Origin of the sequence: Acinetobacter sp. P1(2025), from assembly GCF_051390655.1 — a bacterium.
Taxonomy (GTDB): domain Bacteria; phylum Pseudomonadota; class Gammaproteobacteria; order Pseudomonadales; family Moraxellaceae; genus Acinetobacter; species Acinetobacter junii.
In genome coordinates this window covers 102,099-116,385 of sequence record NZ_JBPKBJ010000002.1, presented here as the reverse complement: position 1 = coordinate 116,385, position 14,287 = coordinate 102,099, and the positions used below count along the sequence as shown (strand labels likewise).

General features: G+C 35.6%; 17 protein-coding genes. 13 read left to right on the top strand and 4 right to left on the bottom strand.

The genetic code is table 11. The features are described 5' to 3' along the window. Nucleotides 1-399: transposase (locus tag ACSC97_RS01225; RefSeq protein ID WP_436658886.1), on the top strand; the 399-nt coding region annotated here is incomplete at its 5' end. Here ACSC97_RS01225 and ACSC97_RS01220 read toward each other — a convergent pair. Beyond that, nucleotides 396-821: a hypothetical protein gene (locus tag ACSC97_RS01220; RefSeq protein ID WP_436658884.1), complete on the bottom strand. Its 426-nt coding sequence runs from the start codon at nt 819-821 to the stop codon at nt 396-398. The two genes, ACSC97_RS01225 and ACSC97_RS01220, sit on opposite strands and share 4 nt — an antisense overlap. A 201-nt stretch (nt 822-1,022) precedes the next feature. On the opposite strand from ACSC97_RS01220, the gene ACSC97_RS01215 reads away from it, so the two are divergent. From ACSC97_RS01215 to ACSC97_RS01205, 3 genes are all read left to right on the top strand, one after another. Next, nucleotides 1,023-2,096, top strand: coding sequence for a hypothetical protein (locus tag ACSC97_RS01215; protein ID WP_436658882.1), 1,074 nt, complete (start codon nt 1,023-1,025; stop codon nt 2,094-2,096). Between the two features lie 27 nt (nt 2,097-2,123). Beyond that, nucleotides 2,124-2,435, top strand: a complete 312-nt coding sequence (locus tag ACSC97_RS01210) for a hypothetical protein (protein ID WP_436658880.1) — start codon at nt 2,124-2,126, stop codon at nt 2,433-2,435. A 145-nt stretch (nt 2,436-2,580) separates the two neighbouring features. Next, on the top strand, nt 2,581-4,167 hold the full coding sequence (locus tag ACSC97_RS01205; protein WP_436658878.1) for a hypothetical protein: 1,587 nt from the start codon (nt 2,581-2,583) through the stop codon (nt 4,165-4,167). Between the two features lie 64 nt (nt 4,168-4,231). Here ACSC97_RS01205 and ACSC97_RS01200 read toward each other — a convergent pair whose 3' ends face one another. Beyond that, nucleotides 4,232-4,573 (bottom strand): hypothetical protein, encoded by a 342-nt coding sequence (locus ACSC97_RS01200; RefSeq protein WP_436658876.1) that lies wholly within the window; start codon nt 4,571-4,573, stop codon nt 4,232-4,234. Beyond that, entirely contained in the window at nt 4,563-5,189 is a 627-nt protein-coding gene (locus ACSC97_RS01195; protein WP_436658874.1) for a hypothetical protein, read from the bottom strand. The genes ACSC97_RS01200 and ACSC97_RS01195 overlap by 11 nt, the downstream gene beginning before the upstream one ends. Before the next feature lie 274 nt (nt 5,190-5,463). Here ACSC97_RS01195 and ACSC97_RS01190 point away from each other — a divergent pair, with 274 nt between their 5' ends. The 9 genes from ACSC97_RS01190 (at nt 5,464) to ACSC97_RS01150 (ending at nt 12,210) form a co-directional block, all read left to right on the top strand. Further along, nucleotides 5,464-6,489 carry a hypothetical protein gene (locus tag ACSC97_RS01190; protein WP_436658872.1) on the top strand — a complete coding sequence of 342 codons (1,026 nt, stop codon included), beginning with the start codon at nt 5,464-5,466 and terminating at the stop codon, nt 6,487-6,489. 31 nt (nt 6,490-6,520) lie between these two features. Further along, nucleotides 6,521-6,850: a hypothetical protein gene (locus ACSC97_RS01185; RefSeq protein WP_436658870.1), complete on the top strand. Its 330-nt coding sequence runs from the start codon at nt 6,521-6,523 to the stop codon at nt 6,848-6,850. 170 nt (nt 6,851-7,020) lie between these two features. Beyond that, a complete protein-coding gene (locus ACSC97_RS01180; RefSeq protein WP_436658868.1) occupies nt 7,021-7,404 on the top strand; it encodes a hypothetical protein in 384 nt (127 codons plus the stop codon). A 49-nt stretch (nt 7,405-7,453) separates the two neighbouring features. Further along, nucleotides 7,454-8,116, top strand: coding sequence for a hypothetical protein (locus ACSC97_RS01175; RefSeq protein ID WP_436658866.1), 663 nt, complete (start codon nt 7,454-7,456; stop codon nt 8,114-8,116). Between the two features lie 301 nt (nt 8,117-8,417). Then, a complete protein-coding gene (locus ACSC97_RS01170; protein WP_436658864.1) occupies nt 8,418-8,660 on the top strand; it encodes a hypothetical protein in 243 nt (80 codons plus the stop codon). Nucleotides 8,661-10,184: 1,524 nt separating this feature from the next. Beyond that, entirely contained in the window at nt 10,185-10,958 is a 774-nt protein-coding gene (locus ACSC97_RS01165) for a hypothetical protein (RefSeq protein WP_436658862.1), read from the top strand. A gap of 2 nt (nt 10,959-10,960) precedes the next feature. After that, nucleotides 10,961-11,416 (top strand): hypothetical protein, encoded by a 456-nt coding sequence (locus ACSC97_RS01160; protein ID WP_436658860.1) that lies wholly within the window; start codon nt 10,961-10,963, stop codon nt 11,414-11,416. Next, on the top strand, nt 11,413-11,832 hold the full coding sequence (locus ACSC97_RS01155) for a hypothetical protein (protein ID WP_436658858.1): 420 nt from the start codon (nt 11,413-11,415) through the stop codon (nt 11,830-11,832). The genes ACSC97_RS01160 and ACSC97_RS01155 overlap by 4 nt, the downstream gene beginning before the upstream one ends. 15 nt (nt 11,833-11,847) lie before the next feature. Continuing rightward, entirely contained in the window at nt 11,848-12,210 is a 363-nt protein-coding gene (locus ACSC97_RS01150; RefSeq protein ID WP_436658856.1) for a hypothetical protein, read from the top strand. Nucleotides 12,211-12,261: 51 nt separating this feature from the next. Here the strand turns inward: ACSC97_RS01150 and ACSC97_RS01145 are convergent, their stop codons facing one another. Continuing rightward, complete coding sequence (locus tag ACSC97_RS01145) at nt 12,262-14,169, bottom strand: PIN domain-containing protein (RefSeq protein ID WP_436658853.1); 1,908 nt, start codon at nt 14,167-14,169, stop codon at nt 12,262-12,264. Between the last annotated feature and the right edge of the window lie 118 nt (nt 14,170-14,287).

Genomic DNA, 14,287 nt, shown 5'->3' with positions numbered 1-14,287 from the left:
CAAAAAGACATTAACCATCTTGCAAATCAGCATATCAAGCATGGTTCAACAATCCATGCAGATGAAAGTACCGCATACGATACACTAAATGCTCGTTTCACGACTAAGCGTGTTAATCATCAATATGAATACCGTTCTAAAGATGGTGTGACCAATAATCTTGCTGAAAGCTATTTCAGTCGATTCAGACGTATGCAGTTAGGGCAAATGCACAAGTTTGGTGTGATGTACCTTGCCAACTATGCCAATGAAGCTGCTTATCGTGAAGATACTCGTAGATGGTCGAATGGTGAAATCTTTACTGATATTTTAATGAAATGCACTCAAACTCGAACACACAAAGATTGGTGTGGTTATTGGCAAGGGAATAAGCGTAAAACCGAACGCTTGCTGAACTAGGTGATGATTTCCCATAAGTAAGGGCGTTGTTTGCCAATGGCAGCGATAAATCCTTTAAGCCTTAGTCGATTCAGAACTTTGATTAAGCTAGGGCTGACCTCATCTCCCAAAGATTCATCCATGCCTTTAATTTCTAATATCTGCACTACAATTTCCTTGTAGTTCATTGGGCTTTGGGCTTCACGCAAACAAGTCAAAACCAACGCTTGCAATTCACCTCGTCCAAAATAGGGATTTCTTTGGTTTGTACGCTTAGATTTAACGCTTCTTAGATCAAATTCAGGTGAAAATAACTTAATAGTGTGATCTACATGCAGTAGCATTTCAGAGATACGTTGAATTTCTTTTTGATGTGCTTCAATTTGACCAAGCAATTCCGCACGTTTTTTAGTTAATCCTGATACGATATGTGATTCAGCCATAATCCCTTTCCTTATGTGTAAAGGAATTATTTTAAATGGCGAATCACTCTATTTATTGTGCGGTTGCTACATAATAGCGTATATTTAATTGATATGATCAATTAAATATTTAATTAATGTTTTAGAATAGTTTGTTTTTTAGTATTTATTTTCACCCCCTAAGTAGATATATTTATTATTAAGTTAATAGGGTGGATCGTTATGCAGAAAATAGATTTTGGCGTAATCGCAGATTATAGTTTAGGTTTTTCAGATATAGTGTTAGATGTTTTTAACCCAAGTGTGGTCAAAAGTAAGATAGAAGTAATGCTATTGACCCAAAAACTATTATCCCCCGATACGACTCATTGCAGCATTTCAGTCGATTATTCCAAAAATCGCCGAGCAACCGCATTTGCAATGAATAGTATTCAAGAAACGATCCTAAGCTTGGTTGATAAAGGTCAATCTGTTTTTATTGATGCCGATGCTTTCTTGGATAAAGCCTTCTTAAAGAAATTAAATCTAGCCACGTTGAAGCAAGGAACACCTTACATGGAGTTGGATTTTGCAGATGGAACATGGCGTAGTCACCGCGCAGAGCATTTCACTTGGAATCCGCTACATGGGATGAGCTTTGATGAAATGGTTGCATTTTTTGATCATCTTTTTTTTGGTCTAGGTGGCTGTAGTAAGGCACTCATTAAGCATGTGCTAACCCTAGAAGCTGAAAGTAATATGGGTTATGTCACATTCAAGAGCTTGGCTGATACTTTGGATGCTTTACCAAGTAATGTGAACAAAGATGAGGTTCAAGTTTTAAGGACATTGCTTGATGCTCTAAATAAATTATTTAAAAATGAATTAGGTCTTAGTGATATTGGCTCACAGCGCAAAATTGGCGTAAATGATATTTTCCACAATGGCGGTGTACTTGTTATTAAAAATAGCAAGCCTGTCAAAAGGCATGAGCTTAGTTTTAACGCCGTTCTACAAGCATTACACTTTAACGCCAAGTGGACGTTCTACAACAATAAAGCTGTGATTCAATCAAAGACATTTGTATTCATGTCGAATATCAACCGTAAATTAGAGGATCGGGATTTAAATATCACATCAAGACGTTTTGAAGTTGGTCGATCTTGTAATGAGAAGATTGTTTATCTATTTGATTCAGAAAAAAAGGATGATTATCTTTATTTGAATTTGGAAAATGTTGTTATGGGCAACTGTAATTTGCACATGAGTATTAATCATCGTGGACGAATTAAGTCTAAATTGGATTTTGGCTTTTAATTAAATATGGTTTAAGGAGTTGGGTGGATGAGTATTGCTATTTGTACCTATCGTGTTGATCAAGAAATTTGGCTAGGTCTTGAGTCTGAATTTGAAAAGGATTCGCTGCATCAAAAATCAAATGAAATGTTGGATATTCATAATTGTGTTCTTATGCAAGAAGATGAATCTGAAATTACCATGCATCAGTACATGACTAATCTAATTGAGGATGGTCTGCTGACATTGGATATGTTGCCTTGTAGCTTAGGTTCTTTTTTGGAACAGGCCATCAAGCGTACAGATGGTAAAAGGCAATGGCGGGTTTTATTCGGCCATCTAGGGGATGCTGTCAGTTAAGCTTATTCAATTAAATGAAATGCAAAAGGTGAACTCAATTGGTTCACCTTTTTTACGCCGTGATTATATATTTAAAAACATATTTTTCATTTATTGTTTGCATTAAACGATATATAATTTTTTTAAAACAATTTGAGTAATTATTATGGGAAATATTAGTCTAGGATTCGTTGCTAAAAATTTATTAAATCCAAGTGTTATTAAGGCAGAGTTTGAGTCTAACGCATTAACTAAAAAGTTATTAATGGACAAAAATTATCATTGCAGTATTTTGGCAGATTATGATAAAAACGCCGAAATAAATAATATCGCTATAAGAAAAATACAAGATTCTATTCTTAAGTTAGCAGATGCAGGGAACAGCATCGTTATTGATTCTAATATTTTCTATAATTCAGAATTTTTGAAAAAACTTAATTTAGCTGCTGTGCGTAATTCTATTCCTTATGTGGAGTTGGATTTAAAGGATGTTGTATGGAATCGGGGTGAAGCTAAGTCTTTTGCTTGGAACCCTTTAGATGGCATGACTATAATTGAAAAATGTGAGTTTATTAATATCATCATAAGAAAATCACATGGTATGGATTGCGAATTAAGTGTTGTTCAAAACCTAGTTATTTTGGAATCTGAAATAAATAAGGGTTGCACTACTTTTAAAAGTCTTATTGATGCGCTTGACACATTGAAAGATAAAAATGTGGAGGGCCATAAGGACTTGAGAGAGGTTCTTGTTAGATTGATGTGCATGTGTACAAGTAAGTTAAATTCTAGTGATGTTTCTTATGAATATAGCATGTCATTTATAAATCTATTGCGTAGTAATGCAGTTGTTGTATTCAAGAACAGAAGTCTTTTTTGTGATAGCGACTTTGATCTTAGTTCAATTATTCACATAATTTATTATATTTCCCAAGTGAATAAATATAAAACCAAAAATGGTTCAACTAAACCATCAAAAAACTTTGTCTTTATGTCAAATCTAGGTGGCCCTGTTGGTGATCATGAAATGTCATTTATATCAAGAAATCTCGAAATGGGAAGAAGTCTGAACGAGAAGATTGTTTATTTATTTGATATGAGTAAGCGTGGTGAAAAAAACAACAAGCAACTAGAGCAAATTGTTTTAGGTAATTGCAATCTTCAAATGGAAATTAATGATCATGGTCAAATTAAGACTGTAGATAAAAACAAAGAACAAGTGATTAGTTACCCGATTAATGCTTTTTCAAAACCTAACGAAAATAGTGAAAGTTTGGAAAAAAGACCTGATATTGCTGACAAGTTATCATGGGATAGAGCAGATAATGTCATTAAAAGTATTCGTATATATACGCAAGGGCGTAGAGATACCGAAATAAAAGACTTGGCCAATTTAATGCAGTTGGCAATTGTGCTTCTAAAAGAGGGTTATAATGAACACTACATGGAAGATGATGATTATGGGTATTCTCTAGAATGCGTGGAGGGTTATTTTTCTACTCAACAAGGGGAAAAAGTTTTTGAAAAATTCGCTGCACCTGTAAGACAAGAGTGGAAAGATTATGCTTACCCATTAAAGCAGTTCAATATTGTTATACAAGCCAATGAGAGTGTGAGTCGTGAACAGTTGATTGATAAGTTACAGGCGATTATTTCTGAAATGGGTGAATCTCTTAAAGATCAGACCCAACAGGATAAAGATTGGGCCTATGTATGTGAGTTTTTGGATGATGTCACTGTTCCTAGATTTTAATGTGTAAGAATAATGTGAATAAACATTATTTCTTGAATTGTAAAAAAGCCCTTTAGGGCTTTTTTTAGTCGTTAGATTCTTCTTTTAATTCTGCAATCGCTTCATCGGTCATCCCAAGTAGGTTTTTCAATAGTGGCTCTTTATCATCAGGGGTAGATAGTCGTTCAGTGATTAATTTACCTTCATGGTAGATTTCAATTAACCAAAAACTATAATCATCTTCTATCGCCTGAACAATACAAGTGAGTTTGAACTTTTGGATTAATGCTTGCAGTATTGGTGTTGGCATATTCCAAGCAGTTTTGAAGGTGATGCTGTTCTTTAAAATTTTGATGCTAGATGCATTCCATTTGGTTCCCCAATGTTCAGGACACCATGAGTACCAATTGATTGCGTTATGTTGCATCTTCGTAGTTGGCGATTAATGCTTGTTTTTTTGCTTTATCCGTTTCGCCGTTGAGATCGGCTTTGATGCTAATCAATGTCCATAGGTAAGATGCATTCAACCACTGATCTAATGTGTCTTGATGATCGTCAGTGAATACAAAGTTTTGATTTAATAATACGTGTTTGTCCTTTGGTAGTTGATCATTAATGTACTTCAAGAACATGACTTTATTAATTCGGGCAAGTGATTCGTTAGGTGTGTTAATGGTAGGTTTTTTTAAACGCTCAGTAATGTCTAATCTAAATTGATCCATTTGTTTAATCGAGGTGGAACGCTCTTTTACTGTGGCTATGTGGAGCTTGGTGCCAATACTGTTGATAAAGTTTCGACTTTGCGGATCATTTAAAATTGCAATAGCATTTAATAAGCTATCTTCGTTTGGCTCTGAATGCAAAATGTCAATTAAAGCGGTGTTTAATTCCATTTTATCTTGATCATTGCTGTTTTGATCGGGTTCAGAGCTATCCATTTCAACTGTTTTTTCCGCTTTGTATGTCGGTAGGCTGTTGGCAATCGCCATGCTTGAAAAGCCGACTAAAGAAATAGCTAGGAATAGTGCATTTAATTTTTTCATATTTACGCCGTTAAGGTTAGTTTCTCAAATTCTGCAAAAAACAATATTCAAAATGCTTTGTCTATCGTTGTGAGAGCCTACATTGTTTGACTCTCGTATTTGACCAAATGTGAGAGCTAAAAAAATAAATATCATTTGACCATTATTAATTTAACATAAGTTTTTATTATATGTTTCATATTTTATGAATATTAATTTAATTATTATTATGATAACATTCTCTTTATTCAGATTAATTTATTATATTTAAACACATTTGCTTTGTGAGCCATTTATGCCGAGTTTATCTAATGAGTTTCTAAATCCCTTAAAGGTCGTAAATGCTCGATGTGAGCATCTTCGCCTGAATTTTAAAGGCATTATGAAGCGTATAGAGCTTAGAGCAATTCACCATATTAATTGTGGTCGCAATATTGGCTCTATAGTCACTTGGGATGATTGGATTTATTCGGCGTTAGACTGCTATTTCCCTTCTTGGAAAAATGGGCTTGTTGAAAATAGCCCAATCCCTGAAAAATATATTAATGGTATGCCAATGCCAACAGGTGAGTTAGTCACAGTTGGTTCTTGGTTGTTGTCTAAAAATATCTATCGCTTCGATGATGATGTTGCAAGCGAGTTGATCAAAAGTGAATTTGAGGGAACCTTACCCAATTCTTTAATTCATATCCCTGATCTTTGTGTATATGTGCAAACTGATAACTTCGATCTCAATTTTCAGGGCAATAAAGTCTATGGTGTCATATTCACTGTGACTGAACTTTGTTTTAAAAAAGTCCTTGTTTCAACAGTGTTCTTAGATACAGGCTTAACCAAAACTGCTGTTTTGATGATTGATCAGGAAAAAACGATTGATGAATCATTATTGGATTTCATTAATGAATTTCACTCTGATTCTGTAGTCTTTAATGAAGAAGAAGTGAAACAGTACCAATCGCTGCAAAAAAATCTAATCAATATCTTATTATGGTTCAGTTTATCTAAGCCCGACTATGTTCCATTACTTCCCGATCAGCATAAAGAGGTCAGTGGTGTTCAATCGGTGAAAGGAACACTAAGACTTTTTGAAGCAAAAAAATATAAGCCTTTTATTGCAGGGCGTGAAACAGCCAAACAAATTCAAGCTGTAAAAGATGAATTGGGTAAGTCCAATCAGAAAATAGCCAAACAACAACGTAAACCCCACTTAAGACGAGCGCACTATCACCTCTATTGGTATGGGGCCAAAGGTTCATTTGAACGATACGAATTTAAATGGATTCCGATCACTTTGGTTGGTGGCTCTGTTGAGCTTGTATAAAGAAATTAAGTCATATTAAGGAGTGGTAGGTATGAAATTTGATTTTGTTGATCAAAAAGTAATTGTTAAATTTAACGATGGTTCTGTTTTTATAGAATGTTCGGAGCGTTTATTCGGGTTAGATATTGTGTCTGCTGTGATGATTTTTGGGGCTTGTATTGGTAGTGTTTTTGCTACTACGATTGTACTTATTAGATTTTTATTAAAACTTAATGGACATAAATTAAGTATATTGTCTTTTATGCCTGACAGTGATTTGAAACTATATTCAATGTTTATTTTAGGGTTTATGTGCCTGTTCTCAATATTTGGTTTTTATATCTATCGTTGCTTTAGACAAGAAATAAAAAATAAGTCTTGAGCTAAATCAATAAACATCAATACAAGCGAAATAGGTGATTCTAATGATGAAACAAAAGAATGCTAATGTTGTTATTGAAGATGGCTTTGCAATGCGAATAGTGTGCGGGATGGTCACTTTATGAATCAGGTGCAAAGAAGCCAACTTCACAAACATGGACAGCTTTTTGTTTGGCCACAGGCACACATCCACATTACCATTTAAGTGATTTGGATGATCTTGATTTTGATCGGAAGCTATTTGTTGATTTGGAAAACCTTTTATTGAGCGATAATGAGTTGGCCATAACAAGTTTACCATTATGGTTTAGCTACCTGATTCAAGACAATGATGCATTTTTAGTGATGTTGAATGAAAGCATTAATCGGGATTTTATTGCAAACTTTAACAAGTTGGCTAAAACTGAAATTAAATACAGTCCGATCATTGAGAAAGAATTGCCAAAGATTTATCAATTAATTGATAAAGCGACAGGTTACAACCCGAATAAATCAGAAAGCAAAGTGACCGATGATATGTGTAAGCAAACAATTAAGAATCACACTAAACAATAGAGTGTCATACTAATCAATAAAGTTTCATATTGGAAAGTTGGAAAGCAAAATGAATGCTAATGAATTATATGAAAAGCTAAAAAAAATTGGAAAGCCCATTATTCATGTTGATAGTGTTGAAGCTACTATGAACATGGATATTTCAATAGAGGAATTGGATAAACATATTGAAATTTTAGGGGTTCATTTTTTATTGGTCGAAATATTAAAAGTAGATTCTAATGATCTATTTTCTAAAGAAAATAAGTCCTATATTGATGATTATATTAACCAAAATATAGATGATAAAAAAACAATATTATCTATCAAGGAAAAAAAACCAACGGATATAGGTATGGTATCTATTGGTTTTAATCTCAATGGATGTGTTCTTGCTTTTACCCATATTGATGAATGGATGGAACATTTAATTCAACTTGCTAAGTTTATTTCCGACAAAAGAGAAAGTGAAGACAGTAATAATTATTGGGAGGAACAAAATAAAATTCGAGAACAAAAGTTTTTGGAAAAACAAGAAAAGGAAAAAGAAAAGGAAGATATGATACAGAGGGTTGAAGAATTGACAAATTGTGACAGATTTCAAAACTTTAAAACCAAAGGTGAAATGTTATTATTTTGGGAAAATAATATCCCTGATTTATACAAAACACTATCAAGAACATTCATGGAAAAGATGGCTAGAAAGTATATTTCAATTGTCAGGGGTTCATAGTTTTTCAGTATGATATTTTTTTGATCTTAAATGTTTCAGGATTCATATTTGACTAATCGAGTATGAATCTTTTTTGTTTGTGTTTTTCTTAAATTAATAGCTTTGGTGCTACTTGAGTATGAAACTCTTTTGAATGCTTACAATATGGTGGTTTTTGAAGCGAACATTGCTGATAAGCCGCATCGGATTGAAGCAACGCATTATGATTTTAATCGTCTGTTGTATCTAGTTTTTAGGATGGTCTACATCCCTATGTTCGATCAAATGGTTTTAAATAAAGCGAAATAAGTTTGGTGAAAATATGAAAAAAGAAAAAGTGATTTACCTATCTAAAGTCAGCATTGTTTTTGCTGTTCTATCTGTGGTTTTTGCATATTGTTTCACTACCGCAATTAACGTAGCATCACCGATGATTATTGAGATTCAAAAGAGCGTGGTGGGTGCATTTTTAATGGCCCCGATCTCGATGTTTACATTGATGCTTTTGGTCGTATTAGCCAAAAATATCGCGGTCATGCTCATTAAGAAACCCGATAATATTTGATGCGGATAGCAGATGCCCCGAGCGTTTTCAAAGTCGTGAAAGTTTGGGGTTAATATATAAGGTTTGGGGAATCATTAAGGTGGCCCCGAGCGAGAAAATAGCCTAAGCAAGAACATTCGACCATCAGACCCCGACTAAGCCACTCCCGATTAGGGTAGGGCATTTGTCTATTCCACTCATGCCGAACTATGATAGAATCCTATTCTACCTTTATGGTTTTCTATTTTATCCTGTGTATAGCGAACTATAAAGGTGGGCCTATCGCCCGAATAGGGCTGATATATTATGGAGCCATAATTAGTGTAAGCGTATTATTTGGCGCAACTGCCGAGTATATCCACCCTACAGCTAGGGTTTATCCATTTCCCCCGCAATACCCTCTATATTGCCTTGTTTTCCCCTTATATAAGCCTTCTATGCGCTTTTAAATAGATTTCTATTATCAATTTATATAGCTTTCTATTTTTTACCCCCCGCTTGGGCTTGTGCTTTTCCTAACATTTTTAAAATCCAATAGTTGTTTATATTTAGATAGCTTTACCTACCTAGTTACCTATTTATATCCCTATAGCTCTCTATCTTCTCTTTATATGGTTCTCTATTTATTCCCCACACCCATTTGCATGATCCTGTTGTTCCTGATGCTGTGTCGCTCTTATATAGTTATCTATGGGGTAGGGTAGTTATCCATGTGCTATATAGTGGGCTATGTTCTTTTATAGTTTGCTTTATTATTTAATAGTGGGCTATTGGATTATATAGTTCTCTATTGTTTTGGATAGACTGCTATATTCCCGCCGTGTTAGCAGTCTTTTATTTATATATATTCCGATTATCTGCTTTATATTTGTTTTTATTTATTTGGATTATCTTTAATTTGCCTTAATCCTTATTTGGTTTATTGTGCTGCTCTGTTGCCTTTATATAGTTGTCTATATTGCTATTGGTTATATCCCTTCGCTTGGGGATACTCACTTCCTTTCTTAGTCGGGGGGATAGGTCGCTTTTAATGTTTAGTTATCTTTATTGGTTCATCTGATATTTGTGGTATATATGGCGGGCGGGCGAAAAAATTTTTTAAAATTTTGTTTTCCCTTTACTATTCCTACGTTTTATATAAAATAGTCAGCATCGAGAGGACACCTAGTAAACTTGTGTGGGTATGCAAACTCTCTTGTTATTTTCGACCTTAACCCTCGCTAATAACGCCTAGCTCCGCTAGTAAAGTCCTATTCCAATATAGGACTTTTTTTATATCTCATTATTTTTATACAACTGTTCATTTTCCTATTTACTATTTATTGCTTTTATATAAAATAGCCCTTGCATAGCGTTTCGTGAGTTATGCACTGTTATCTGAATGTGATTACTTCAATTAACAGACCACTAACTCAAAAGTTAGTAACTTTCAGGTTAGTACAAAGCTCTATTCTAATATAGAGCTTTTTTTATTCCCTTTTTATTTGTTGTACGTTCTCACGAATTAAACTATAATATTTCAATAATATTAACGAAGCCTTGATTATGGTACTTACCCCACAACAACGAAAACAACGTGAAGCCTCTAATCGTGAAAATCTAGGCTTTTCCCGCCGTTCCTTTTGGATCAAAGATGCTCTCATTCAAGATATTGACGATACCAAGTCAAGCCTCAATCTCGATAGCAAAGATCAAGCAGTCAACCAACTCTTAGAAGTCGCCCATATCGTGCAGCACGGTAAACCCCATAAACCCATCTTCGTTGAAGATGATGCCAAAACCGCTATCCGACAATTGATCTTTACCCAATTCAATCTTAGTTTCCCTACATCTATCGTCCTTGCCGAAAATCAAATACAAAACTCTGTCGCCACCACCGTGTCCGATTGGGCCATCCTCAATGCCCTAGATCACCTAAAAAAAGTCTTTGTCCTCTGTCGTACCAATCTCGATCTTCCCCAAATCGCCAAAAAGTACAATAAAAAATTACTGACCCTCAACTCGCATAACTTAGCCGAGTTCAATGTCGATATGCTCAAAGCCGATGTGATCCACCTCGATCTTAATGATCCCGATCTCGAACAAAATCACCTCGCTTGCTTGGCCACCATGTTCGGTAACGAACTCGCTTTTCATGTCATCGAATCTGAATCCATTGCATCCTGTGCTACCTTCCTTGAGGAAAACTACGCATGTTCCCTCAATATGCAATCCACCGTACACAACAGCCTCTACCTCAATAGCAATAAAAAACACTTTATCCATATCGTGCGTGAGTTCGATGACCCTCAATCCATTGATCAAATCTTTGAGGCTTAAGCATGGACTTCTCTCAATATATCCCCGACCCAAAAGTGCTACTTCGGGCAGCCTCTCAAAAAAATGGCTTGTTGCGCTTCTTTATCCTGTATTTCTTTCATGGATCACTCTTTACCCTGATCTCAAGCCTATTAGACTTTCATTCCCTCGATCCCATCATCGGCTTTACCTTTTCGATCTTTGGCATGGTCTTTATCTTCGTCCATAGCCTTGTGTCTTACCGTGTCCTTTTCCCCGAATTGAGCGAAAAGAGCAAAATCAAACCCAACTTAAGCCTGATATGGAGCAACCTCATGTTCGCCCAAATCTGCTTCCTCGTCATTTTCCTTAAATGCTTAAGCATCCACTATGATCTATTCGGCATCTTGTTTAGCTCAAGCTTATCTTCGCTTTTCGCCGTAATGGTGTATCTTTATTTAAAAAAAATATTGGATAACTCAAAAGGACAAATAAAATGATCCCTTCTGATGAACTGAAACAAATCCAACACCTCACTCAACACATGCGGGGCTTATTTTTGGATATGCTGCAAGATTCTATGCAAAGTTCAAATACCACAGGCTCATGCGCCTATGCCTGTGTAATACTCAAAAAAGCCTTTCAGCAATTTACCGAGTTCAATACCCATTTTAGAGGCGGGGATGGGCTTGCCGATGGGGGCTACATGAATGAGCAAGGGCAATTGTTTGGTCACTATTGGCTAGAAGTAAATACCCCATCCGAAACCTATGTCGTGGACATTACCGCAGATCAATTTGGGGGCGAAGCTGTTATTATCATTCCGCATAAACAAGCAACCCAATATCTTGCAGGGAACCAAGACACCATTGATGAACACTTTGTTGAAATCATCGAATCAATCACGCAATCATAACTAAGGATCAGTCTTATGGATTTAGCAACGCTCGGATTTATTTCTTTTCTATGTGGCTTGGCTTGTATCGGCATCATTCCTTATTTTGTAATTAAACAGAAAAAAAATATGACTGAACTACGTCTATTCGTTCACTTGGCTCTTGCCTTTGTCGTGTTTTCGCTCTTAAGCCAATTTGATGTGGTTAAAAATATCGGCATTAGCCGAGATTTACCCATCTACAGCTACGGCGTGTTCCTGTTCGCAATCGCCATGATTATTGTTGCTTGCTTAAATAGCTTGTTCCGCAAGAAAAGTATTTTTAGTTATTCAGGTTACATCCATACCGCCACTATCCTGATCTTTATCTCTCTTGGGACATTGTTCATTGGCCAATAATCCTGATCCAATAAAAAACCCCGAATCATCGGGGCTTTTTTTTACGTCCATTTACTTGCTTGTCTTGGGCCGAATACCCACTGAACCCTTACTCACAGCAAACTCAAATTGATGAGCATAGTTATTCTTTAAGATGTTCAGTAAGCGCACGTAACCATATTTCTTAGGATCAAATTCAGGCATTTTCACCGCCAACTCGTCCTCAATCTGTTTCATTTTGACAAATGAGGTTGGTGTCACTTGTTTGGCACGAATCAGGTCTTGAATTAAATGAAATACATCAAGATCAAGATAAGTTGGACAAACACTCTTGTTTTGTTGTTGCCCCGCATTGGACGAATTTGAGTTTTGATACTTAAGCCTCACCGTATAACCGTTTTTGGTTTTCGCAAGGCTGTACTGCTGACTTGCTTTTAAAAAAGTGCGTAAGGTTCCATAACCATAATGACGTACCGAAAAACTTGGAATCGCCTTTTGAAGCCGTGAGGTGATCATTGGTATATTGGGAGCCGTAGCACCGTTCTTTTTTGGGGTGTTTGCTATGGTCTTTTTGATTTTTTCCCATAGATCACGCTCAATTATAATTGAGCCGACCTGTATCAAATTTCTAGCTTGATTGCGGGGTGGTGGTTCGACAATGCTATTTGTCTGAATAAACTCGACTTGATCATTGTAATCATCTATAGGCTTAGGTGTGGGTGGTGGCTCGACAATGCTGTTTGTTTGAATAAACTTGGCTTGTTCATTTTGGTCATCTAATTGCTCTTGAATCAGTGCCTCATTGACTTCATCAATATTAACGTATTCAAGCTCTGTATTATCTTGTTGCGGTTCACCCTTATCTTCATCAAGATCAATCTCAATCTTGTCATTTGCATATTCAAATACGTTATCCGTAAGAAATTGACGCATTTCTTGGTCAATCACCCCGACTAAAGGTTCAGGCTCTTGTTGATTTTCAATCACAGGTGCGAGTTCTTGTTGTGGTTTAGGTTCAATCGGAGTACCCGCTATAAACTCATCATTATGGCCAACATAATTCGAGTATTCATCTTTCACCTGTTGTTCAACAACAATTGGGGTTGGCTTAGGTTTGGCAAAATCCGATTGATGTATTTTAATTTGCGTTTGTCGGTTGATGTAGTTGGGGATTCTTAATGCTCGATCTTTGGTTTTATTGTTTGTTTGCACAAGCTCATAAATACCCAATTCAGTAAAAAAGTTCTTATAGCTGCTATAGCCATATTGTTTAATTTTAAATTCAGGCAATCTTCTCAATAGAATTAAATGTATTTCTTTTAAAATTACCCCTGATTCGGTTTTATTAATTTCATCATCAATGATCTCACTTAATTTTTCCCACGCCATTTTTTTAATCTTAATCTTGCCAATCTTAAGCGTAGGATTATCACCATTAAGGTACATTGGGTGCTTGGGTGGGATATAGGTGTTTTGGTTTTGCTCTACTATTGGTTCGGGAACATTGATCGGTTCTATTGGAATATCAATCAATTCCTCACTTGGTTGCAATGAATCATCACTTTTTGGCTCAAGGTAAAAATGTAGGGTGTAGGCTTGCGAATTGATCTGCTCACCAAAGCCATAAACATTAAAACCACTCGCTCTAAATCGGAGTGCTAGGGCAGCATAATCTTGATGATTTGACACAATCGCTATGCTTTTGGTTTTCTCTTTTGAGCTATGCAACACATCCATTGCATGAATGGTTAATACCACTTCGGTACTTGCTACAGATTCCCTCGAATTAAACTGATGTACCGTAGTCATGGCGTACTGATAGATATATGGCTTCCAATGATCTAATTTAGGATCACTCCAATCACCAAAAATGTGTGTAGTTTTCACCTGACCAAGACCATCGGCTAAGGTTTTATATACATCTTCTATCTCTTGCGGATTGATACTCTTGGCATCAATGAATACAGCTATCGCTTGCATGGAACCCAACCACATTATTAATAATATGGCTTGATTATGCACTTTATTTCAAATAAAAAATAATATTTAATTAATATTAAATAAATTTAATAAATATTGTTTAGGTATCTTTTATAAA

Excerpts from the sequence above, each read along its gene's own strand:
- ACSC97_RS01200 (WP_436658876.1), bottom strand. The coding sequence starts at position 4,573 with ATGCAACATAACGCAATCAATTGGTACTCATGGTGTCCTGAACATTGG.
- ACSC97_RS01160 (WP_436658860.1), top strand. The coding sequence starts at position 10,961 with ATGGACTTCTCTCAATATATCCCCGACCCAAAAGTGCTACTTCGGGCA.
- ACSC97_RS01190 (WP_436658872.1), top strand. The coding sequence starts at position 5,464 with ATGCCGAGTTTATCTAATGAGTTTCTAAATCCCTTAAAGGTCGTAAAT.
- ACSC97_RS01205 (WP_436658878.1), top strand. The coding sequence starts at position 2,581 with ATGGGAAATATTAGTCTAGGATTCGTTGCTAAAAATTTATTAAATCCA.
- ACSC97_RS01150 (WP_436658856.1), top strand. The coding sequence starts at position 11,848 with ATGGATTTAGCAACGCTCGGATTTATTTCTTTTCTATGTGGCTTGGCT.
- ACSC97_RS01145 (WP_436658853.1), bottom strand. The coding sequence starts at position 14,169 with ATGCAAGCGATAGCTGTATTCATTGATGCCAAGAGTATCAATCCGCAA.
- ACSC97_RS01170 (WP_436658864.1), top strand. The coding sequence starts at position 8,418 with ATGAAAAAAGAAAAAGTGATTTACCTATCTAAAGTCAGCATTGTTTTT.
- ACSC97_RS01185 (WP_436658870.1), top strand. The coding sequence starts at position 6,521 with ATGAAATTTGATTTTGTTGATCAAAAAGTAATTGTTAAATTTAACGAT.
- ACSC97_RS01175 (WP_436658866.1), top strand. The coding sequence starts at position 7,454 with ATGAATGCTAATGAATTATATGAAAAGCTAAAAAAAATTGGAAAGCCC.
- ACSC97_RS01165 (WP_436658862.1), top strand. The coding sequence starts at position 10,185 with ATGGTACTTACCCCACAACAACGAAAACAACGTGAAGCCTCTAATCGT.
- ACSC97_RS01220 (WP_436658884.1), bottom strand. The coding sequence starts at position 821 with ATGGCTGAATCACATATCGTATCAGGATTAACTAAAAAACGTGCGGAA.
- ACSC97_RS01210 (WP_436658880.1), top strand. The coding sequence starts at position 2,124 with ATGAGTATTGCTATTTGTACCTATCGTGTTGATCAAGAAATTTGGCTA.
- ACSC97_RS01155 (WP_436658858.1), top strand. The coding sequence starts at position 11,413 with ATGATCCCTTCTGATGAACTGAAACAAATCCAACACCTCACTCAACAC.
- ACSC97_RS01215 (WP_436658882.1), top strand. The coding sequence starts at position 1,023 with ATGCAGAAAATAGATTTTGGCGTAATCGCAGATTATAGTTTAGGTTTT.
- ACSC97_RS01195 (WP_436658874.1), bottom strand. The coding sequence starts at position 5,189 with ATGAAAAAATTAAATGCACTATTCCTAGCTATTTCTTTAGTCGGCTTT.